Annotated in this window: 27 protein-coding genes; 26 read left to right on the top strand and 1 reads right to left on the bottom strand. The window is 38.8% G+C overall.

Annotated features, from left to right (window positions below):
• Positions 1–93: 93 nt before the first annotated feature.
• From fsa to fabZ, 26 genes are all read left to right on the top strand, one after another.
• Positions 94–735 (top strand): fructose-6-phosphate aldolase, encoded by a 642-nt coding sequence (fsa, locus tag EYB29_RS06700; protein WP_166626940.1) that lies wholly within the window; start codon positions 94–96, stop codon positions 733–735.
• A 34-nt stretch (positions 736–769) separates the two neighbouring features.
• On the top strand, positions 770–2,041 hold the full coding sequence (locus EYB29_RS06695) for a UDP-N-acetylglucosamine 1-carboxyvinyltransferase (protein ID WP_166626939.1): 1,272 nt from the start codon (positions 770–772) through the stop codon (positions 2,039–2,041).
• Between the two features lie 160 nt (positions 2,042–2,201).
• Positions 2,202–3,494: a transcription termination factor Rho gene (gene rho / locus EYB29_RS06690; protein WP_370545427.1), complete on the top strand. Its 1,293-nt coding sequence runs from the start codon at positions 2,202–2,204 to the stop codon at positions 3,492–3,494.
• 115 nt (positions 3,495–3,609) lie between these two features.
• A complete protein-coding gene (locus EYB29_RS06685) occupies positions 3,610–3,870 on the top strand; it encodes a type B 50S ribosomal protein L31 (protein ID WP_026866014.1) in 261 nt (86 codons plus the stop codon).
• A gap of 100 nt (positions 3,871–3,970) precedes the next feature.
• Positions 3,971–5,050, top strand: a complete 1,080-nt coding sequence (gene prfA, locus EYB29_RS06680) for a peptide chain release factor 1 (RefSeq protein WP_026866013.1) — start codon at positions 3,971–3,973, stop codon at positions 5,048–5,050.
• Positions 5,037–5,891 carry a peptide chain release factor N(5)-glutamine methyltransferase gene (prmC, locus tag EYB29_RS06675; protein WP_166626938.1) on the top strand — a complete coding sequence of 285 codons (855 nt, stop codon included), beginning with the start codon at positions 5,037–5,039 and terminating at the stop codon, positions 5,889–5,891. The genes prfA and prmC overlap by 14 nt, the downstream gene beginning before the upstream one ends.
• Positions 5,884–6,933, top strand: coding sequence for an L-threonylcarbamoyladenylate synthase (locus EYB29_RS06670; protein ID WP_235678860.1), 1,050 nt, complete (start codon positions 5,884–5,886; stop codon positions 6,931–6,933). Before prmC ends, EYB29_RS06670 begins: the two co-directional genes overlap by 8 nt.
• Complete coding sequence (locus EYB29_RS06665) at positions 6,926–7,336, top strand: arsenate reductase/protein-tyrosine-phosphatase family protein (RefSeq protein WP_026866010.1); 411 nt, start codon at positions 6,926–6,928, stop codon at positions 7,334–7,336. Before EYB29_RS06670 ends, EYB29_RS06665 begins: the two co-directional genes overlap by 8 nt.
• A 62-nt stretch (positions 7,337–7,398) precedes the next feature.
• Entirely contained in the window at positions 7,399–7,827 is a 429-nt protein-coding gene (gene rpiB / locus EYB29_RS06660; RefSeq protein ID WP_026866009.1) for a ribose 5-phosphate isomerase B, read from the top strand.
• Positions 7,796–8,344 carry a TIGR01440 family protein gene (locus tag EYB29_RS06655; protein ID WP_026866008.1) on the top strand — a complete coding sequence of 183 codons (549 nt, stop codon included), beginning with the start codon at positions 7,796–7,798 and terminating at the stop codon, positions 8,342–8,344. The genes rpiB and EYB29_RS06655 overlap by 32 nt, the downstream gene beginning before the upstream one ends.
• A gap of 16 nt (positions 8,345–8,360) precedes the next feature.
• Positions 8,361–9,596: a serine hydroxymethyltransferase gene (locus EYB29_RS06650; protein WP_026866007.1), complete on the top strand. Its 1,236-nt coding sequence runs from the start codon at positions 8,361–8,363 to the stop codon at positions 9,594–9,596.
• Positions 9,597–9,658: 62 nt separating this feature from the next.
• The gene (gene upp / locus EYB29_RS06645; RefSeq protein WP_026866006.1) at positions 9,659–10,288 is read left to right on the top strand and encodes a uracil phosphoribosyltransferase; all 630 of its coding nucleotides are present in this window, start codon (positions 9,659–9,661) and stop codon (positions 10,286–10,288) included.
• Positions 10,289–10,307: 19 nt separating this feature from the next.
• A complete protein-coding gene (wecB, locus tag EYB29_RS06640) occupies positions 10,308–11,447 on the top strand; it encodes a non-hydrolyzing UDP-N-acetylglucosamine 2-epimerase (RefSeq protein ID WP_166626937.1) in 1,140 nt (379 codons plus the stop codon).
• 118 nt (positions 11,448–11,565) lie between these two features.
• Positions 11,566–11,934, top strand: coding sequence for an ATP synthase subunit I (locus tag EYB29_RS06635; RefSeq protein WP_026866004.1), 369 nt, complete (start codon positions 11,566–11,568; stop codon positions 11,932–11,934).
• Between the two features lie 4 nt (positions 11,935–11,938).
• Positions 11,939–12,673, top strand: a complete 735-nt coding sequence (gene atpB, locus EYB29_RS06630) for a F0F1 ATP synthase subunit A (RefSeq protein ID WP_166626936.1) — start codon at positions 11,939–11,941, stop codon at positions 12,671–12,673.
• Positions 12,674–12,719: 46 nt separating this feature from the next.
• Positions 12,720–12,935, top strand: a complete 216-nt coding sequence (gene atpE / locus EYB29_RS06625) for a F0F1 ATP synthase subunit C (protein ID WP_026859255.1) — start codon at positions 12,720–12,722, stop codon at positions 12,933–12,935.
• A 99-nt stretch (positions 12,936–13,034) separates the two neighbouring features.
• The gene (locus tag EYB29_RS06620; protein ID WP_026866002.1) at positions 13,035–13,553 is read left to right on the top strand and encodes a F0F1 ATP synthase subunit B; all 519 of its coding nucleotides are present in this window, start codon (positions 13,035–13,037) and stop codon (positions 13,551–13,553) included.
• A complete protein-coding gene (locus EYB29_RS06615) occupies positions 13,553–14,095 on the top strand; it encodes a F0F1 ATP synthase subunit delta (protein ID WP_026866001.1) in 543 nt (180 codons plus the stop codon). Before EYB29_RS06620 ends, EYB29_RS06615 begins: the two co-directional genes overlap by 1 nt.
• 15 nt (positions 14,096–14,110) lie before the next feature.
• A complete protein-coding gene (atpA, locus tag EYB29_RS06610) occupies positions 14,111–15,619 on the top strand; it encodes a F0F1 ATP synthase subunit alpha (RefSeq protein ID WP_026866000.1) in 1,509 nt (502 codons plus the stop codon).
• 26 nt (positions 15,620–15,645) lie between these two features.
• A complete protein-coding gene (gene atpG, locus EYB29_RS06605; RefSeq protein WP_026865999.1) occupies positions 15,646–16,521 on the top strand; it encodes an ATP synthase F1 subunit gamma in 876 nt (291 codons plus the stop codon).
• Between the two features lie 21 nt (positions 16,522–16,542).
• The gene (gene atpD / locus EYB29_RS06600; protein WP_026865998.1) at positions 16,543–17,958 is read left to right on the top strand and encodes a F0F1 ATP synthase subunit beta; all 1,416 of its coding nucleotides are present in this window, start codon (positions 16,543–16,545) and stop codon (positions 17,956–17,958) included.
• Positions 17,959–17,974: 16 nt separating this feature from the next.
• Positions 17,975–18,379, top strand: coding sequence for a F0F1 ATP synthase subunit epsilon (locus tag EYB29_RS06595; protein WP_026865997.1), 405 nt, complete (start codon positions 17,975–17,977; stop codon positions 18,377–18,379).
• A gap of 51 nt (positions 18,380–18,430) precedes the next feature.
• Positions 18,431–18,661 (top strand): DUF1146 family protein, encoded by a 231-nt coding sequence (locus EYB29_RS06590; protein WP_026865996.1) that lies wholly within the window; start codon positions 18,431–18,433, stop codon positions 18,659–18,661.
• Positions 18,662–18,730: 69 nt separating this feature from the next.
• Positions 18,731–20,023, top strand: a complete 1,293-nt coding sequence (gene murA / locus EYB29_RS06585) for a UDP-N-acetylglucosamine 1-carboxyvinyltransferase (protein ID WP_026865995.1) — start codon at positions 18,731–18,733, stop codon at positions 20,021–20,023.
• Between the two features lie 12 nt (positions 20,024–20,035).
• Positions 20,036–20,224, top strand: a complete 189-nt coding sequence (locus tag EYB29_RS06580) for a DNA-directed RNA polymerase subunit beta (protein WP_026865994.1) — start codon at positions 20,036–20,038, stop codon at positions 20,222–20,224.
• 8 nt (positions 20,225–20,232) lie between these two features.
• Entirely contained in the window at positions 20,233–20,670 is a 438-nt protein-coding gene (fabZ, locus tag EYB29_RS06575) for a 3-hydroxyacyl-ACP dehydratase FabZ (protein WP_166626935.1), read from the top strand.
• A gap of 38 nt (positions 20,671–20,708) precedes the next feature.
• Here fabZ and EYB29_RS06570 read toward each other — a convergent pair whose 3' ends face one another.
• Complete coding sequence (locus tag EYB29_RS06570; RefSeq protein ID WP_166626934.1) at positions 20,709–21,134, bottom strand: YwpF family protein; 426 nt, start codon at positions 21,132–21,134, stop codon at positions 20,709–20,711.
• Between the last annotated feature and the right edge of the window lie 54 nt (positions 21,135–21,188).

Below are 21,188 nucleotides of genomic sequence, written 5' to 3'. Positions count from 1 at the left end.
AAGTTTAAATCAACCTTTAATAGTAAAGCATTGTCACTTTAATGAGCTTTAACTTATAATGGAGCTAACATAAAATTGTTTGGAGGATACAAAATGAAATTTTTTATAGATACAGCAAATATGGACGAAATTAAAGAAATCCATCAGTGGGGGATTTTAAGTGGTGTAACAACAAACCCATCACTAGTAGCTAAGGAAAAAGATATTTCTTTTCACGATAGACTCGTTGAAATCTGTGACCTTGTTAATGGCCCTGTAAGTGGAGAAGTCATTGCATTAGATGCAGAGGGTATGATTAATGAGGGTAGAGAACTCGCTAAATTACACGAGCACATCATTGTTAAAATCCCTATGACTGAAGAAGGTATGAAAGCAGTTAAAGTATTAACAGAAGAGGGAATCAAGACGAATGTCACTTTAATCTTTAATACAGTACAAGCTCTAACCGCAGCTCGTGCTGGTGCGACATATGTTTCACCATTCATTGGACGATTAGATGATATCGGTTTAGATGGCCTACAGTTAATCGAAGATATTGCAGCAATTTTTGCAGTCCATGATATCGACACAGAAATTATAGCAGCATCAATTCGTAACTCAGGTCATATGCACGGCGCCGCACTACGTGGTGCAGATATTGCTACAGTACCGTACAAAGTTATTAAAACATTAACGAAACATCCTTTAACTGATAAAGGCATTGAACAATTCCTTAATGACTGGAACCAAAAATAAGACCTTAGTAAACCAAAGACAAGGAGCTAAAGCTATGGCTAAAGAAGTAATCAAAGTCCGCGGTGGTGCTGATTTAACAGGTCAAGTGAACATCAGCGGTGCCAAAAATAGTGCAGTCGCACTTATACCGGCATCTTTAATGGCAAGTACAGGTTCTGTAAAGCTTGAAGGACTGCCAGAAATTAGTGATGTAAAGACACTGATGAGTTTATTAAATGACTTAAATATTAAAACAGAATTAGATGGAACAACCTTAGAAGTGAATGCAGAAGAAGCTGTAAATATGCCGTTACCAAACAACAAGGTACAGTCACTAAGAGCATCTTACTACATGATGGGTGCAATGCTATCTCGTTTTAAAAAATGTGTCATCGGCTTGCCAGGCGGTTGTCCGCTCGGGCCTAGACCAATCGACCAACACATCAAAGGCTTTGAAGCCCTTGGTGCTAAGGTCACGAATGAACATGGTGCAATGTATTTAACTGCAGAGAAATTAGTGGGCGCCAAAATATTCTTTGATGTTGTGTCTGTTGGAGCAACAATCAATATGATGTTAGCTGCGAGCTGTGCCGAAGGCCGTACAACTCTAGAAAATGTAGCCAAGGAGCCAGAAATTGTTGATGTCGCTTCACTATTAAATAATATGGGTGCGAATATTAAAGGTGCAGGTACAGACACGATTCGTATCGAAGGTGTTGAGTCCTTACATGGCACAATGCATAATATTATTCCTGACCGCATCGAAGCTGGTACTTATATGGTTGTTGGTGCCGCGACAGGTAAGTATTATAAAGTAAACAATATCATTCCAACACACATGGAATCTCTCACTTCTAAGTTAGAGGAAATGGGTGTAGATATTGAAATCGGTGATGACTATGCCATCATTAATAAACCGGAATCGTACAAAGCCGTATCTATTAAGACACAAGTCTATCCAGGATTTGCAACTGATCTTCAACAACCGATTACGCCACTAATGTTTAAAGCAGATGGTGTAAGTAAGATAACAGAGACAATTTATCCTGCGCGCTTTAGACATGTTGATGAATTAGCGAGAATGAATGCCCACATTGACAAGAAAAGTGGCAGTGCCTTGATTTACCCATCTGACCTAAAGGGTGCAGAAGTATATGCAAGTGATCTAAGAGCGGGTGCTTCACTACTCATTGCAGGATTACTTGCAGATGGTGTGACAACAATTCACAATGTAAACCATATTGACAGAGGTTATGCAGACATTGTTAAGAAACTTGAAGCACTAGGTGCAGATATTTGGCGTGATACAGTAGAAGAGGAAGACTAGAATCCAAGGATTCTAGTCTTTATTCTTACGGCGCTTATATTTATAAAAGTTTTGACAATGCTACTGTCTAACGGTAATATAATTATGTTTTAGATGAGACTGTAATATAAAATTAGTAATGGAAGTGGAAATATTGTCTGATAACCAAAAGACCGAGGATATGAAATATGAAACGTTTGATGCGCTTTATAAGAACAACACCACTAAAGCCTTAACCGAGCGCGCCAAACAACTAAAGCTGTCTAACTACAGTAAACTGAATAAAAAAGAATTAGTCCTAGCCATTCTAGAAGCTGAAATGGAAAAAGACGGTAACTATTACATGGAAGGCATACTCGATGATATCCAACAAGATGGATATGGTTTCTTACGAACGGTCAATTTTTCTAAAGGTGAAAAAGATATTTATATCTCAGCATCTCAAATTCGCCGTTTCGAGTTGAAAAAAGGAGACAAGGTTACTGGTAAGGTAAGAAAGCCAAAAGAAAATGAAAAGTATTATGGTCTCTTACAGGTTGACTTTATTAATGGACATAACGCTGAGGAAGTTAAAAAACGCCCGCATTTCCAAGCACTTACTCCACTTTTCCCTGATGAACGTATCCACTTAGAAAATAAACCTGAAGATCTGTCCACACGAATTATGGACTTAGTCACGCCAATTGGTTTTGGTCAACGTGGTATGGTCGTTGCACCACCTAAGGCAGGTAAAACTTCACTGTTAAAAGAGATTGCTCAAGCAATTACGAAGAATCACCCTGGAGTCAAGTTGTTTATACTACTCATTGGTGAACGTCCTGAGGAAGTAACGGATTTAGAGCGTTCCGTTGAAAATGCTGAGGTTGTACATTCCACTTTTGATGAACCTCCTCAACACCACGTCAAAGTTGCAGAACTATTGCTTGAACACTCAAAACGTCAGGTTGAGATGGGTGAAGATGTCATCATTTTAATGGATTCAATTACGCGTCTTGCACGTGCATATAACCTAGTTATTCCACCGTCTGGACGAACACTTTCTGGTGGACTAGACCCAGCAAGTCTTCATAGACCTAAGCACTTCTTTGGTGCTGCAAGAAACATAGAAGCAGGTGGAAGCTTAACAATTCTTTCTACCGCACTTGTTGATACAGGTAGTCGTATGGACGATGTTATTTATGAAGAATTTAAAGGAACAGGGAATATGGAACTGCATCTCGATCGTAGATTGAGTGAAAGACGCGTATATCCAGCCATTGATATTAGCCGTTCGAGCACACGGAAAGAAGAGCTCTTGTTAGATAAAAAAGAACTTGATGTTCTATGGCAGCTTAGAAATCTCTTTACTGACTCACCGGACTTTACAGAACGCTTCTTAAGAATTCTTAAGACAGCTAAAACAAATGAAGAGTTTTTCGATATCTTAAGAGAGCGTATGATTAGTTCTCAGAAGACAGGTAAACCTGTAATCTAATCTAAAAGAGATATTGATTTTTATATGCTGAACATGTATAATGGCAAAGTAATGCGTGGTGATAACCACAAATAACTCTGTTCCAGATGGTTCAGGGCAAAGGAGCTGACAAATTATGAAACAAGGAATTCATCCTGATTACAACAAAGTAATCTTCTTAGATTCTACTACGAATTTTAAATTCTTGAGCGGATCTACACGTACTTCAGACGAAACTATGGAGTGGGAAGACGGTAACGAATACCCAGTTATCCGTTTAGATATCTCTTCTGATTCACATCCGTTCTACACTGGTCGTCAGAAATTCGCATCTGCGGATGGACGTGTTGAGAAATTCAACAAAAAATTCGGTTTTAAATCAAGCAACGAACAATAAGTTAAATTCAACTGCACTGAGTGTCTCAGTGCAGTTTTTTTGTGTGCAATATATGCTATAATTAATAAATGAAAAAGTGACTAGAAAAGGACGTATTCTTATGTTTGATCAACTTGAAATAATTGAAAATCGATACGAACAGTTAACTGAGCTCTTAAGTGACCCAGATGTTGTAAGCGACTCGGACAAGCTTCGTAAATACTCTAAAGAACAAAGTGATATCCAAGAGACTGTAGAAGTATTCCGTGTTTATAAGGGACATTTAGAAACAATTGAAGAATCTAAAGGTATGTTAAAAGAGACAGATGATCCTGAAATGGTTGAAATGCTAGAAGAAGAAATTTCAACTTCTGAAGATGAACTACCTAAATTAGAGGAGCAATTGAAATTCTTAATTATCCCTAAAGACCCTAATGATGATAAGAACGTAATTATTGAAATCCGCGGCGCAGCAGGTGGAGATGAAGCGCAAATCTTTGCTGGAGATTTATTTAGAATGTATTCTCGTTATGCAGAGGATAAGAAATGGCGCATTGAAGTAGTAGATGCTTCAGCAAGTGAACACGGAGGTTACAAGGAAATCAGCTTTATGATTCAAGGTAACGGTGCGTATTCTAAGTTGAAATTCGAAAATGGTGCGCATCGTGTTCAACGTGTACCTGAGACAGAGTCGGGTGGTCGAATTCATACATCAACTGCAACAGTCGCAGTGTTGCCAGAAGTTGAAGATGTAGAAGTTGAAATCCGCAATGAAGATATTAAAATTGATACCTATCGTTCTTCTGGTGCTGGTGGACAACACGTTAACACGACAGACTCTGCAGTACGTATCACTCACTTACCAACAGGGACAGTTGTGACATCACAAGATGAGAAATCACAAATTAAAAACAGAGAGCGTGCAATGAAAGTGCTTAAAGCACGAGTATATGACATGATGCAACAAGAAGCACACGCTGAATATGCCGAAAAACGTAAGAGTGCGGTAGGAACAGGGGACCGTTCAGAACGAATTAGAACTTACAACTATCCACAAAATCGTGTGACAGACCACCGTATTGGTCTAACAATTCAAAAATTAGATCAGATTATCGATGGTAATTTAGACGAGGTTATCGAAGCATTAGCTATCGAAGAGCAAACCTCTAAACTAGAAGAGTTAAACAATGAAACGATATAAAGAAGTACTTAAAGAGGCGGAAGCCTCTTTAAGTATATCCGGACAAGAGACTCGGATTGCATCGATTTTATTAGAGGAAATGTTTGGTCTAACTTTAAGTCAATTGATGATTCACGAAAACGAATCTATGCCACAAGCTGACTATGATTACCTTATGGAAGTTATAGACAGAGTGAACGAGAACGAACCTTATCAGTATGTACTTGGAGAAGCTTACTTTTATGACACTTATTTTAAAGTGACCTCGGATACTTTAATTCCAAGACCAGAAACTGAAGAGCTTGTATATTATGTCCTTAAAAACGAAAGTGATCATGGCTTACAAGTCGCTGATATAGGTACAGGTACAGGGGCAATTGGCCTAACCTTGGCAAGGACTTGGAAGAATAATAAGGTGACTGTGACAGATATTTCAAGTGAGGCACTGAGTGTAGCCAAAGAAAATGGAGTGAACCTAGGTGTGGAAGTCACCTATAAACAAGGTGATTTATTAACACCTCTAAAGGAATCAGGGTGTCAGTTTGATGTTCTTATCTCTAATCCACCCTATGTCAGTGAAGACGAGACTCACCTCATGACACCATCAGTACTTGAATATGAACCACACCAAGCTTTGTTTGCAGATGATGATGGACTCGCGCTTTATAAAAAAATGATATTAACATTAGATGACGTGTTAACAAAAGGCGGTAGGGTGTATTTTGAAATTGGATATGCACAGGGAGCGCCCTTACTCGAGTTTGTAAAAGATATAAAACAGATATCTAATCCCGTAATTATAAAAGATATAAACGAGCAAGATAGAATATTACACTTTACATGGGGTGAAGATGATGACTAAAGTATGGAAAATAAATGAAAGTGACTTAACAGATCCAAATGAACAAGAATCTTTAGCACTTAAACTAGAAGAGATTAAAACAGCATTCACCTACGGAGAAGTTGTAGCCATTCCAACAGAAACGGTTTACGGTCTTGCTGCAGATGCAAGGAATCATGAAGCCATACACAAAATATTTCATGCTAAAGGACGCCCTGGAGATAACCCTTTAATTATACACATCCATGACATTTCTCAATTAGAAGCATTTACAACACCACTTGATGACAGAGTGAAGAAACTTATGGAGCAATTTTGGCCAGGTCCAATTTCTTTTATCTTACCTTTAACAGGAGATTACTTAGCTTCTAATGCCGTTGCTGAATTAAATTCAGTAGCAGTAAGAATGCCGAGCCATCCAGTAGGAAGAAAGATTATTCAATACGCAGATATGCCACTAGCAGCACCAAGTGCCAATTTAAGTGGTAAGCCATCTCCAACAAATGCAAAACATGTCATCGACGACTTAAATAATAAAGTTTTCGGTGTAGTTGATAGTGAATCTGCTAACTTTGGTATTGAAAGTACAGTTTTAGACTGCACTCAATTCCCTTACCGTATCGCACGTCCAGGTGCAATTACGAGAACGGATTTAGAAGCGGTACTTGAATCTGATGTTGGTAATTTCCATAGTGAGGATGATAAACCCATCTCTCCTGGAATGAAGTATAAGCACTATGCACCACGTCAACCATTGATTGTAATAGAAGGTGGGTTTACAAATAACACTAAACTTCCTATTGAACGTGGGCAGAAGGTTGGAGTAATTGCACCAGAGACATGTAGGGATTTTATTAGTGATGATATTCAATTTATTAGTTTATGTAGGGATACAACATCGTATAAAGAGGCGGCAAGGAATCTATACGCTGCCTTGAGAATTATGGATACATCAGATGTGGACACAATCTTCATACATGGGTTTGATAAAGTCTCTGAATCTGAAGGTTTGATGAACCGTATCTATAAAGCAACAGGTAATGAAGTGATTCAAAATGACTAAGTTAATTTTTGTGTGTACAGGAAATACTTGTAGGAGCCCGCTCTGTGAAAGCTATATGAAGACAAAGTATCCAGAAGCAAATATTTACTCAAGCGGTCTATTTGTTACGGCATATGATACGAGTGAAAACTCACAAGCAATTATAGAGAAAAACAATCTTATTTCACCAGACAAACCTACACCACTTACTGAGGATGAGTTAACAGATTCCGTACTCTTGGTAATGGGATCACACCATAAAGAAATGATTTTATCTGTAAACCCACAAGCCAATGTACATCTACTGTCAGAATATACAACAGGTGAGCAGGTTGATGTGGAAGACCCTTTTGGGGGAACAGTCGCGCAATATGAAAAAGTTTTTGAGCAGTTGAAATCCTATCTCGATAAAATAGAGCTATAATTCAGTTAATTTTTGAAAGTATCTGTACGTACAGGTATAATGAATGACAAGGAGATGAGCTTATGAAAATAGCAATTGCATCAGACCATGGTGGTGTCAACTTAAAAAAAGTGATTGTTGAATTTTTAAATGACAGTAATCTTGACTTTACTGATTTTGGACCTGAATCGACAGACTCTGTTGATTATCCCGACTATGCCAAGCCACTGTCTGAAAAAGTGGCTAATGGTGAATTTGATAAGGGCATTTTAATTTGTGGTACAGGTATCGGTATGAGTATTACTGCCAACAAAACAAAAGGTATCCGTTGTGCTTTAGTTCACGATACTTTTTCAGCTAAGGCAACGCGTCAACACAATGATTCGAATATCTTGGCTATGGGTGAGAGGGTCATTGGTCCAGGCTTAGCTATAGACATTGTAGATACATGGCTAAATACTGAATTCGAGGGTGGTAGACATGAAAGACGAATTTCTAAGATTGAAGCATGATTTAGAGCAACTCACTTCTGAATTAAAAGAAAATGATTTCTTTAAAAATAAAAACATCTTAGTTATTGGTTGTTCAACTTCTGAAACTGTCGGAAAAGCAATCGGTAAAGGCAGTTCTGAAGAAGCGGCAGTTGTTATTTATGAGCATCTTTCTAATCTAGCGAAAAACGAAGATCTACATTTATTATTCCAAGGGTGCGAGCATATCAACCGTGCCTTGACGACTGAAAGAGAAACTTTAGAAGCCTTACAGTTAGAAGAGGTTTCGGTTGTCCCTCACAAACATGCAGGTGGAAGTTTAAGTGAATATGCGTATCAACAACTTGACGACCCTGTTGTCGTAGAAGGTGTCGTCGCAGATTGCGGCATCGATATCGGTCAAACTATGATTGGTATGCATATGAAGAAAGTGGCCGTACCAGTGCGCACGTCAGTTAAAACGGTTGGCCAAGCAGTTGTAACAATTGCGGGTTCACGTCCGAAACTTATTGGGGGACCAAGAGCGCATTATAAATAATGAAGGGGTGTAAGTTATGTCTTACATAAGCAATCAAGATCCACAAGTACAAGAAGTGATTAATAAGGAACTGGATAGACAAAATAACAATATTGAACTCATTGCTAGTGAAAACTTTGTTTCACAGGCTGTATTGGAAGCTCAAGGGTCAATATTAACAAATAAATACGCAGAAGGTTATCCTGAAAAACGTTATTACGGTGGATGTGAACATGTTGATGTTGTTGAAAACCTTGCACGTGACCGCGTAAAAGAAATATTTGGAGCAGAACACGCTAATGTTCAACCACACTCAGGTTCTCAGGCGAATATGGCTGTTTACTTCAGTGTGTTAGAATCGGGGGATAAAATCCTTGGTATGAACTTGTCTCATGGTGGACATTTAACACACGGGTCACCAGTAAATTTCAGCGGTAAGTTATTTAATTTTGTTTCCTATGGGGTGACAAGAGACACTGAAGAAATCGATTATGATGCACTACGTGAAGTTGCTGTTAAAGAGCAACCAAAAATGATTGTTGCAGGTGGTAGTGCGTATGCAAAGACTTTGGACTTTGAGAAGTTCCGTGAGATTGCAGATGAGGTTGGTGCCTTCCTATTAGTAGATATGGCGCATATTGCTGGCTTAGTTGCAGCTGGATTACATCCGAACCCAGTTCCACATGCTCACTTTGTAACATCAACAACTCATAAAACATTGAGAGGGCCACGTGGAGGTCTTATTTTAACTACCGATGAGTATGCAAAAATAATCGATAAAACAATCTTCCCTGGTATTCAAGGTGGACCATTAATGCATGTTATTGCAGCTAAAGCTGTTGCTTTTGGTGAAGCCCTACAACCAGAATTTAAAGTATACCAGCAACAAGTGATTGATAATGCACAAGCCTTAGCGACATCACTTGAAAAGGGTGGTTTACGTATCGTATCGGGCGGGACGGATAACCACTTAGTACTCGTTGATGTAAAAGCGTTTGGTCTGACTGGTAAAGCAGCTGAAGAAGCGTTAGATGAAGTCGGAATTACAGTAAACAAGAATACAATTCCATTTGACGAAGCATCACCTTTCGTTACAAGTGGTATTCGCCTGGGTACACCAGCAATGACAACAAGAGGATTCACAACAGAAGATATGACAGAAGTCGGTAATATTATAGTAGAAACTTTAACTCGCCTTAAAGACGAGGAAAGTTTTGATGGAATTCAGGATAAGGTAACAAAATTGACAGGAAAGTATCCACTATATAAATAAAGTAAGTTATAATATAAACCGGATGGTATCATCCGGTTAATTTCTGGAGTGGAGGAAGTAATATGTCTAAAGTACAAGTAATGGATCATCCGTTAATTCAACATAAGATGTCTTACATACGTGATGAGAAAACTTCGACAAAACAATTTAGAGAACTCGTAGATGAAGTGGGTATGCTAATGGCATACGAAGTTACGAGAGATTTATCTTTAGAAGATGTCACAGTAAAGACACCTGTACAAGAAACAACGGCTAAAAGATTAAGTGGTAAAAAATTGGGTCTTGTACCAATCCTAAGAGCGGGACTCGGTATGCAAGAAGGTATTTTAAAACTTATTCCATCTGCCCGTGTTGGACACATCGGTTTATACCGTGATCCAGAAACATTAGAAGCGATTGAGTACTATGCTAAATTCCCGGGTGATATTGAAGATAGAGATATCTTTGTTATCGATCCAATGTTAGCGACAGGTGCTTCTGCAGTAGAAGCGATTACTGCTATTAAAAAACATGGTGCGACTAAGATTCGTTTTATCTGTTTAATCGCAGCGCCAGAAGGCGTTGAAGTATTAAAAGAAGCGCACCCGGATGTAGACATATATATTGCTGCACTTGATGAAAAGTTAAATGAGAAGAGTTATATCGTACCAGGACTTGGCGACGCGGGTGACCGTTTATTCGGCACACGATAATTAAATCTAGGAGATTGCTATGAAAAAAATAATGACTATTTTTGGTACTAGACCTGAAGCCATTAAAATGGCGCCTCTAGTATTGGAAATGAAAAAAGATGAAAGTATTGAACCTATTGTAGTAGTCACGGCACAACATAGAGAAATGCTGGACCAAGTATTGGAAACATTTGAAATCACACCTGATTATGATCTAAATATTATGAAAGCTGGTCAGACTTTATCTGAAGTAACAGGGCGTGTTCTTAATGGTTTAGAATCAGTAATCAAAGAAGTAAAACCTGATATGATTTTAGTACACGGAGATACAACGACGACTTTTGCAGGTTCTCTTGCTGCATTCTACAACGAAGTAGACATCGGTCACGTGGAAGCAGGTTTACGTACACATAACAAATATTCACCTTTCCCTGAAGAGGCGAACCGTCAAATGACAGGTGTCTTAGCAGATTTACACTTTGCACCGACTGATGATGCCCGTCAAAATCTATTAAATGAAGCGAAAGATGCGGAACGTATTTCAGTTACAGGGAATACAGCAATCGATGCATTAAAGACTACTGTTAATGATGACTATCATTCAGAAATTATTGAAAAACATAAAGATAACAAAGTCGTATTGCTCACTGCACACCGTCGTGAAAACATTGGTACACCAATGCACAACATTTTTGGAGCGGTTAGACAACTTGTGGATGAGTTTGAAGACGTTACTGTCGTTTACCCAATGCATAAGAATCCTAAAGTGCGTGAAATTGCTGATCAATATCTAGGTGGACATGACCGAATTGAGTTGATTGAGCCATTAGATGTTTTAGATTTTCACAACTTTGCAGCGAAGAGTCATTTAATCATGACAGACTCTGGAGGGGTTCAAGAAGAAGCGCCTTCACTAGGTAAACCTGTCCTTGTTTTAAGAGATACAACTGAACGCCCTGAAGGTGTCAAAGCAGGGACTCTAAAACTTGCTGGTATTGATAAGGAAAATATCTACCAATTAGCCAAAGAGCTTTTAACTGATGAAGCGAAATATAACAACATGGCTCAAACTCAAAATCCATACGGAGATGGGCAAGCATCACGAAGAATATGTGACAATATTAAGTATTACTATGGAATACTAAAAGAAAAACCTATCAGTTTCTCTGTAAACGATTAGTAATTGTGAACAACATGTTAAGATTCTGAGATTTTGTTGACACAAAAAACACACTCCGATAAAATTATTAGAGCATGTAATTGTTTTCACAACTTTTACATTTAGTCAGGGAGTAACCATGACATCACAAATTTTTAAAAGCTATTTTCAGCTCTTTTTGAAATATTTAATAGTACTTTTTATAATCAGTACTATTGTTTATATATTTACATTTTCACCGTTTTTTCTAGGTTTATCACTTGGTATAATTGGCTCGATGTTTACATCATATAGTTGGTTTTATCATTTAAAAGTGGCACAAGAGAGCAATGGTGAAAGGGTGAAGACAGGGACTTTGACGCGCATGCTCGTCGTCATTGCACTCTGTTTAATCTGGGTAAGATTCCCCGACTATATTAATATCTTTGGTATGTTAGTCGGACTCTTACTGACTTATGCGCTGATTGTCTGGCGTGCAGTACTTGAACTTTATAAACGGAAGAGGTGAAGAAATGGAACACGGAAGTCCAACCTTGGAACTTAATTTATTTGGGATACCAATCATTTTTGAACTTGCAACTTCCTTGATGATTATCATCACATGTCTAGTCATATTTTTTACACTGTTTTTCATGACGCGAAAACTCGCGGTAAGACCTACAGGTAAAGGGCAAGTCCTTGTCGAAGCGCTGATGAACTTTGTCAAAGGAATCATCAAGAGTAACATGTCGTGGAAAGATGGTGGACAATTCCACTTTTTAGCATTAACACTGTTCTTATTTATTTTAGTCGGAAACTTAATTGGTATACCATTTACGTTTATCGCACCAGATGCAGATCACACATTGTGGGTTAAATCACCGACAGCTGATCCAGTAGTCACACTGACATTGGCAGGCTTGATGATTGTTTTGACACACTATTACGGCGTGAAGCAACAAGGTGTCGGCGGCTATTTAAAACAGTATGTTACACCGATGTGGTGGTTAGCACCAATCAAATTCATCGAAGAATTTACATATAACTTAACGTTAGGTTTACGTCTTTACGGTAACGTCTACGCTGGGGAAATCCTACTTCTGTTACTACTTAATTTAGTAGTGAGCGGTAGCGTGTTAGGTGCTTTAGGATTTATTCCGATGATGGTATGGCAAGGATTCAAAGTATTTATAGGTGCAATTCAGGCATTTATATTCGTAATGTTATCAATGGTTTATCTATCACATAAGGTGAGCGATTATCATTAATATATAATAAAAACTAATTATTTAAATTTCTAGGAGGAAATATTTTATGAATTTACTAGCAGCTGGTATTGCAGCAGGTTTAGCCGCTCTTGGCGCATCATTTGGTATCGGTATGGTTGTTTCAAAAACTGTAGAAGGTGTTGCACGTCAACCTGAATCACGTGGTCCATTACAAACGATTATGTTCATTGGTATCGGGGTTGTTGAGGCCGTTCCAATCATGGCGATCGTTATTGCATTCTTACTTATGTTCACGTTCTAAGAGTCGTTATAAAAGGCGAAGTCTTACTTTAAAGATTTCGCCATCTTATTATGTAAATAATTACAGGTGAAAAGACTTTTTTGAAAGGAGTGTACATAGGTGGAACTATTAATTTTAGGTGCTGCTGGTGAGAGTATGGGTACTGCAGTCGGCACATCATTTGTCTTGTTAGTCAGTTTCATAGCATTACTTTTAGTGCTTTCATATTACGTTTGGAAACCAGTTAAAAAAATCATGGATGATCGCGAACAGCTAATTCATGACGATATAGATTCTGCAGAACAAAGAAAAGCTGAGGCAGAACGCTTAAAAGCAGAGAACGATGCATTGTTAAAACAAACACAAGCAGAAATTTCTGAACTGATGGAAAATGCCAAAGGTCAAGCGAAGAAAGAACAAGAAGCAATTATCACTGATGCTCAAACTCGCGCGACACAGATGATTCAAGAAGCGAAAGTTGATATTGAGCGTGAGAAAGAACAAGCAGTCAGAGATATCAATGATCAAGTAGCTGAACTATCTGTACTTATTGCAGAGAAGATGATTGTAAAAGAACTCAATGTTGAAGATCAAAAAGGCCTTGTTTCTAAGTATTTACAGGAAGCGGGCGATAAATAATGGCGAGAGCGAGTCAACAATATGCCAATGCATTATATGAAGTAGCGGTAAAAGAAGATGTTTTAGAAGAAGTTAAAAATGATTTTTTTGAAGTGACTAAAGCAATCGCTTCAGTTGAGAGCTTTAAAGAATTCATGAATAACCCTAAAGTATCTATTGAAGATAGAAAGAATGTAATCGAGACAACATTTAAAGATAGTCACAGACTGCTTTTGAACTTATTGAGGATTTTAACGGATAAGCATCGCGTCTCATTAGTAGACGAAGTTTACAGTGAATTCCTTCATCTATATGATGAACAACATAATCAGGCGCGTGTGACTGTAGAATCTGTATATAAACTTTCCACTGAAGAGCTAGATCAGCTTGGACAGATTTTTATCGATAAAACAGGCTATGAAAAACTGCTCATTACAAACAATATCAATGAGGCGCTCATTGGTGGTGTAAGAGTACTTATCGGTTCGAAAGTATACGACGGTTCAGTACAGAATCAACTTGAAGGCATCAGAAATAAATTTAAAGAACATACGAATAGCTAAAGGAGTGACATTTTCATGGCAATCAAAGCTGACGAAATAAGTGCTCTCTTAAGAAGTCAAATTGAAAACTATGACAAGGACATGCAAGTCACAGACACTGGTACTGTAATCCAGGTTGGTGATGGTATTGCACTTGCTCACGGTTTAAACGATGCGATGGCTGGAGAGTTAATTGAGTTTCCTAGTGGAGTATTAGGACTTGCTCAAAACCTTGAAGAAGATAATGTTGGTATAGTAATTCTTGGGCCAAGTGACGACATTAAAGAAGGCGATGAAGTTAAACGTACAGGACGTATTATGGAGGTACCTGTTGGTGAAGAACTTATTGGCCGTGTTGTAAACCCACTTGGTCAACCAATAGATGGTAAAGGGCCAATCAACACAAGTAAAACGAGACCTATTGAAAGTCCAGCAACAGGGGTTATGGATCGTAAAAGTGTTGATGAGCCACTACAAACAGGTATTAAAGCAATCGATGCGCTAGTACCAATTGGTCGTGGACAACGTGAATTAATTATCGGTGACCGTCAAACTGGTAAAACGACTGTCGCGATTGATACAATCTTAAACCAAAAAGATCAAGACATGATTTGTGTATATGTTGCGATTGGACAAAAAGAATCTACAGTACGTTCAACAGTAGAAACGCTACGTAAAAACGGTGCGCTTGACTACACAATTGTTGTAACTGCAGGTGCTGCAGATCCAGCGCCATTACTATACATCTCACCATATGCTGGTGTATCAATGGCAGAAGAATTCATGTTCAATGGTAAACACGTTCTAATCGTATATGATGACTTAACTAAACAAGCAGCTGCTTACCGTGAGTTATCTTTACTATTACGTCGTCCGCCAGGTCGTGAAGCTTTCCCAGGTGACGTATTCTACCTACACAGTCGTCTTTTAGAACGCGCAGCGAAATTAAATGACGATTTAGGTGGCGGTTCGATTACAGCACTACCATTCATCGAAACACAAGCTGGCGATATCAGTGCCTTCGTTCCAACAAACGTTATCTCAATCACTGATGGACAGATCTTCTTACAGAGTGATCTATTCCACTCAGGTGTACGTCCAGCAATCAACGCCGGATTATCAGTATCACGTGTTGGTGGTTCTGCACAAATTAAAGCAATGAAAAAAGTTGCCGGTACATTACGTCTAGACTTAGCGTCTTACCGTGAACTTGAGGCTTTTGCTCAGTTCGGTTCAGACTTAGATGAAGCAACTAAAGCGAAACTTGACCGTGGTGCACGTACTGTTGAAGTACTTAAACAACCGGAAAACGCACCGTTAAAAGTTGAAAAACAAGTTGCAATTTTATTTGCACTCGTTAATGGTTATTTAGATGATGTACCTGTTGAAGATGTGACTCGTTTTGAAGCTGAATTCCTAAGCTGGATGGATGCAAATCAACCGGAACTATTGAAGCAAATCGCTGATACTAAACAGTTACCAGACGGAAATGCATTTGACGAAGCAATCAACAGCTTTAAAAAGCTCTTTAACCCTTCTAACTAATTAAGTAAGACTAAGGTGGTGAATTCATGGCTTCATTAAGAGAAATTAAAGGCCGGATTGGCTCAACGAAAAAGATGAGTCAATTAACAGGCGCAATGCACATGGTAGCAAACTCTAAACTTAGTAGGGCGGAGCAAAATGCGAAACAGTTCCAACCCTATATGGATAAAATCCAAGAAACTGTAAGAGGAATTGCTGCTAGCGATAATGAAAGCTCACACCCTATGTTAGAAGAGAGACCAATTAAGAGAACGGGTTACATCATTATTTCAAGTGATACCGGTAAAGCAGGGGCTTACAATAGTAATGTTGTCAAAGCAATTTCACAAGAAGTTGCCAAGAAACACGACAATAATCCGGATTCATATGATCTATTCGTCCTCGGTAAAATTGGCTATGAGACTTTAATAGGGCGTGGTTTTGATATAACGAACTATCGACTTGGCCTACCGGATCAGCCTGATTTCGCAAGCGTGAAAGAAATTGCGAGCCAATCGGTAAACGAATTCGTTAATGAAGATATTGACGAATTGTACATTGTGTATAATAAATTCGTAAACGTCTTACAACAAGATATTACTGTAAGAAAACTGCTTCCACTAACAGAGCGCGATATTCAAACTGAAAGTGAAGAATCAGCACTTGCAAGTTACGAATTTGAACCAGATAAAGAATCAATTCTTGAAACAATTTTACCTCAGTATGCTGAGAGCTTAATATATGGTGCTTTACTTGATGCGAAAGCGAGTGAGCATGCAGCCCGTATGACAGCAATGAAAGCAGCAACTGACAACGCCAAGGAACTTATTGGCGATCTTACACTGCAGTATAACCGCTTAAGACAAGCTGCGATTACCCAGGAAATTACGGAAATCGTTGGCGGTGCTTCTGCATTAGAATAAAAGAGATTAGGAGGAAATTAAATGGCTTTAGGTCAAGTAGTCCAAATTATGGGGCCAGTTGTTGATGTAAGATTCAACGAAGGCGAACTACCTGAAATTAATAATGCGCTTACTGTAAAAATTGACATTGCCGGTTCAGAACCAATCTCACTGACTTTAGAAGTTGCGCTTCACCGCGGAGATAACATTGTTAGAACGATTGCGATGAGTTCAACAGATGGCTTACGTCGTGGTGCTGAAGTTGTTAATACTGGTGCGCCAATTTCTGTACCAGTTGGCGAAAACACACTAGGTCGTGTATTCAACATCCTTGGTGAAAATATTGATTTAGGTGAACCAATCCCAGCCAGTGAGCGTCGTGACCCAATTCATAGATTAGCACCTAAATTCGATGAATTATCTACTTCAACTGAGATTCTTGAGACTGGAATTAAAGTAGTAGACTTACTTGCCCCTTATACCAAAGGTGGTAAAGTTGGGTTGTTCGGTGGTGCCGGTGTAGGTAAAACCGTTCTTATTCAAGAACTAATCAATAACGTTGCCCAAGAGCACGGTGGTATTTCTGTATTCGCCGGAGTTGGTGAACGTACACGTGAAGGTAATGACCTTTACTACGAAATGAAAGATTCAGGTGTAATCGAGAAGACTGCAATGGTCTTCGGTCAAATGAATGAACCACCTGGTGCGCGTATGCGTGTTGCACTTTCAGGATTAACAATGGCAGAATATTTCCGTGATGAACAAGGTCAGGACGTATTGCTATTTATCGATAACATTTTCCGCTTTACACAAGCTGGTTCAGAGGTGTCTGCACTTCTTGGACGTATGCCTTCAGCGGTTGGTTATCAACCTACACTTGCAACTGAAATGGGTCAGTTACAAGAACGTATTACATCAACAAATGTTGGTTCAGTAACGTCAATTCAAGCGGTATTCGTACCTGCCGATGACTATACTGACCCGGCACCAGCACAAACATTTGCTCACCTTGATGCAACAACAAACTTAGAGCGTAAACTTTCTGAAATGGGTATTTACCCAGCAGTGGATCCACTTGCTTCAACATCACGTGCGCTTTCTCCTAACATTGTTGGAGAAGAGCACTACAATGTAGCTAGGGGCGTTCAAGAGACACTTCAGAAATACAGTGAGTTGCAAGATATCATTGCAATCCTTGGTATGGATGAGTTATCTGATGAAGACAAAAATACAGTCGCACGTGCGCGTCGTATTCAGTTCTTCTTAAGTCAGAATTTCCACGTTGCTGAACAGTTTACAGGGCAAAAAGGTTCATATGTACCAGTTAAACAAACTGTACAGGATTTCAAAGAGATTTTAGAAGGAAAATACGACCACGTTCCGGAAGATGCATTCCGTCTCGTAGGCGGCATCGAAGATGTTCTTGAAAAAGCACGTCAACAAGGTGCGGAAGTCTAAAACGGGAGGGTAAATCATGGCAACAATTGCACTGGATGTAGTTACTCCTAATGGTTCTGTCTTTCATGAAGAAGACTGCGAGATTGTGGTTCTTCAAACTGTACAGGGCGAACTTGGTGTGATGGCAGGACACATTCCTACAGTTACACCACTTAAAATAGGTGTCCTTCGCGTTAAGATTGATGGAAAGTTTGAGTACTTAGCGGTTACTGAAGGCTTTGCTGAAATCAAACCAGAACAAGTCACAGTACTTGTTCAAGCTGGCGAATTCTCTGCTGAAATTGATACAGAGCGTGCTGAGGCAGCGAAAAAAAGAGCAGAAGAACTCTTAAATCGTGCCCAGGACGAGCGCGTTGATAAGTACCGCGCAGAACTTGCACTTCACCGTGCAGTAAATCGCCTAGAGGTTTCAAAATATTAAACTAAAAGACTGGATAATCCAGTCTTTTTTTCATTTAAAGGAGATTAAACTATGGGTTATTCTGAACTTGCATTTATGCATATAATTCTTCACTTCCTGTGTATAATACTCGCATTTTGGGTATTAAAAGGAGTGAGGCTTGAACTACTCTTCAAGCAAGGAGAAGTCGCTCGTGGACGAATGTTAATGATCTTGCTCAGTGTATTGATTGGGACAGCGCTAAGTAACTTTATAATGGACGTATTCAGATATACTCAAGAGGCGGCTATTATGTTTAGCTAATCGCTTTACAAAGGCAGTGTTAACATCGTATTATTGACATGAGTGGTAGAGAATTTATGGAGTGAGAAGATGGAAAAGATTATAGTTAAAGGTGGTAACAAGCTATCTGGTTCCGTTGAAATAGAAGGGGCTAAAAACGCAGTACTACCGATTTTGGCAGCATCTCTATTAGCATCAGAGGGACAGTCAATTATTAAAAACGTACCAGAATTATCAGATGTAGATACATTAACTAACTTAAATAAAATTTTAGGCGCAAAAGTAGAACGAGGTAAAAATCAAGTTACAATTGACGCTTCAGGTGAACTTACCTGCATCGCACCATATGAACTTGTCAGTAAAATGCGCGCAAGTATGCTCGTAATGGGACCATTACTGAGCCGTTATGGCTATTGTAATATCGCGATGCCAGGTGGTTGCGCAATTGGTTCAAGACCGATTGAACAACATATTAAAGGTCTAGAAAAGATGGGTGCGTCTTTCCAACAGACTGCTGGTTACATCGAAGGTAAAATTGATGGTCGTCTACAAGGAACAAAAATTCACATGGACTTCCCAAGTGTTGGGGCGACTCAGAACTTAATGATGGCTGCGAGTTTAGCAGAAGGCGTTACTCATTTAGAGAATGCTGCAATGGAGCCTGAAATTGTAGATTTAGCAAATTACATTAATGTAATGGGTGGTCATGTCACTGGTGCAGGAACTGGACACATTAAAATTGTAGGTGTTGAATCCTTGAAAGGGACTGAGCATTCAGTTATTCCTGACCGTATAGAAGCTGGTACTTTTATGATTGCTGGTGCCATTACTAGAAGTGAAATTACCTTAAAGAATGTAGTCATTGAACACTTATCTGCAGTCGTTTCAAAACTAGAGGAAATCGGCATTACATTCGTTGAAGAAGGCAATGATGTTCGCCTTATTCCAGCTGACACATATAAAAATGTAGATATTAAAACGATGCCACATCCTGGTTTCCCAACAGACATGCAAAGTCAGATGATGGCTTTATTAACGACGATTGAAGGTACGAGTATCGTCACAGAAACAATATTTGAGAATCGTTTCATGCACGTTAGAGAATTCTCCGCAATGAATGCTGACATTACGTTAGAAGATAACCACGCAGTGATTCGTGGTGGTGGTCAGTTATTTGGCGCTCAAGTAAAAGCGACTGATTTACGTGCGGGTGCTGCTTTAGTACTTGCAGGACTTGCTGCAAAAGACTATACTGTCGTATCGGAACTTCAACATTTAGATCGTGGTTACGTCCGTTTCCATGAAAAACTTAAAGCACTAGGTGCGGATATCGAACGTACAGATGATAGTACTTCTATAGAGCATTTGGTGACATCAAAGTAGAGGGGTAATACTATGGCAGAACAAGAACAAAAAATCGTTCACCGTAGATTCCCATTGTTAGTTAGAATTTTACTGTTTCTATATGTTGCTATTGTGCTTATCTTTTTAGGCCTAATGATTGGCTATGGCATATTAGATAATCCGTTTGGTGTATTTAGAATAGAAACATGGGAACATATCATTAACTTGACTAGGGGTTGACGACAGCAATGCTGACATATAATCAAATTAAAGCGATTTTACCTCACAGACCACCATTTTTACTTATTGATAGAGTAACGGAAGTTGATCCTGGTGTAAGCTGTAGAGGAATTAAACAAGTATCAGGTAATGAAGCATTCTTTGAAGGTCATTTTCCTGAATATGCAGTAATGCCTGGTGTGTTAATTGTTGAGGCATTAGCACAGGTTGGTGGCGTTGCACTGTTACAACAAGAGGAATATAAAGGGAAACTGGCTTTTTTTGCTGGTATAGATAAGTGCCGTTTTAAAAAACAAGTCACACCAGGTGACACACTTGACCTATACGTAGAAATTACGAAGATTCGTGGTCCAATTGGTAAAGGAACTGCTGTTGCCAAAGTAGACGGTGAAATTGCTTGCCAATGTGAGATTACATTTGCGATATCAGATGTTAAAAGTGAATAGAAAAATGCGTATGACTTAATGTTGTCATACGCTTTTTTTTATTCCTCTTCTTTCTCAAAATCTTCTTTTGATTCCATACGAACATTGAATTCGTTAATGAGAGACTCACCTTCATACCCTTTTTCAACAAGGTAGGCAAGTAGGTTCTCAGCATAGTTTGGACCATGAGTGACTATCGCCCCTTTAAAAATAACTGAGGTTTTATCTTCCTTATCATGAATATCCATTAAAGTAGCTGAAAATTTTGCTGGTGTGTTGGTCGGTCTAGTAATTGTCACCATCATATCAAGTTGTTGATCTTTTAATTTGGTGAGCACTGATGATAGATGACTGGAGGTCACAATCTCAATAATCCATGGTTCCTCGCCTTCTTCTAAGTTAATGATGACACCATCTAGTACTTCTGGAACGATAAAATTCTGTTCTTGAATAATTTTTAGATCAATCACCTTAAATGATTTCATTTTGATTACCCCTTCATAAAATACAAATTATCTTTTTTCGTATGCTAAAATTTA

It is taken from the genome of Jeotgalicoccus sp. S0W5, from assembly GCF_011634875.1.
Classification (GTDB): Bacteria; Bacillota; Bacilli; order Staphylococcales; family Salinicoccaceae; genus Jeotgalicoccus; species Jeotgalicoccus marinus.
The sequence above is the reverse complement of the archived record's forward strand: the minus strand, read 5'-3'. Positions and strand labels throughout refer to the sequence as shown.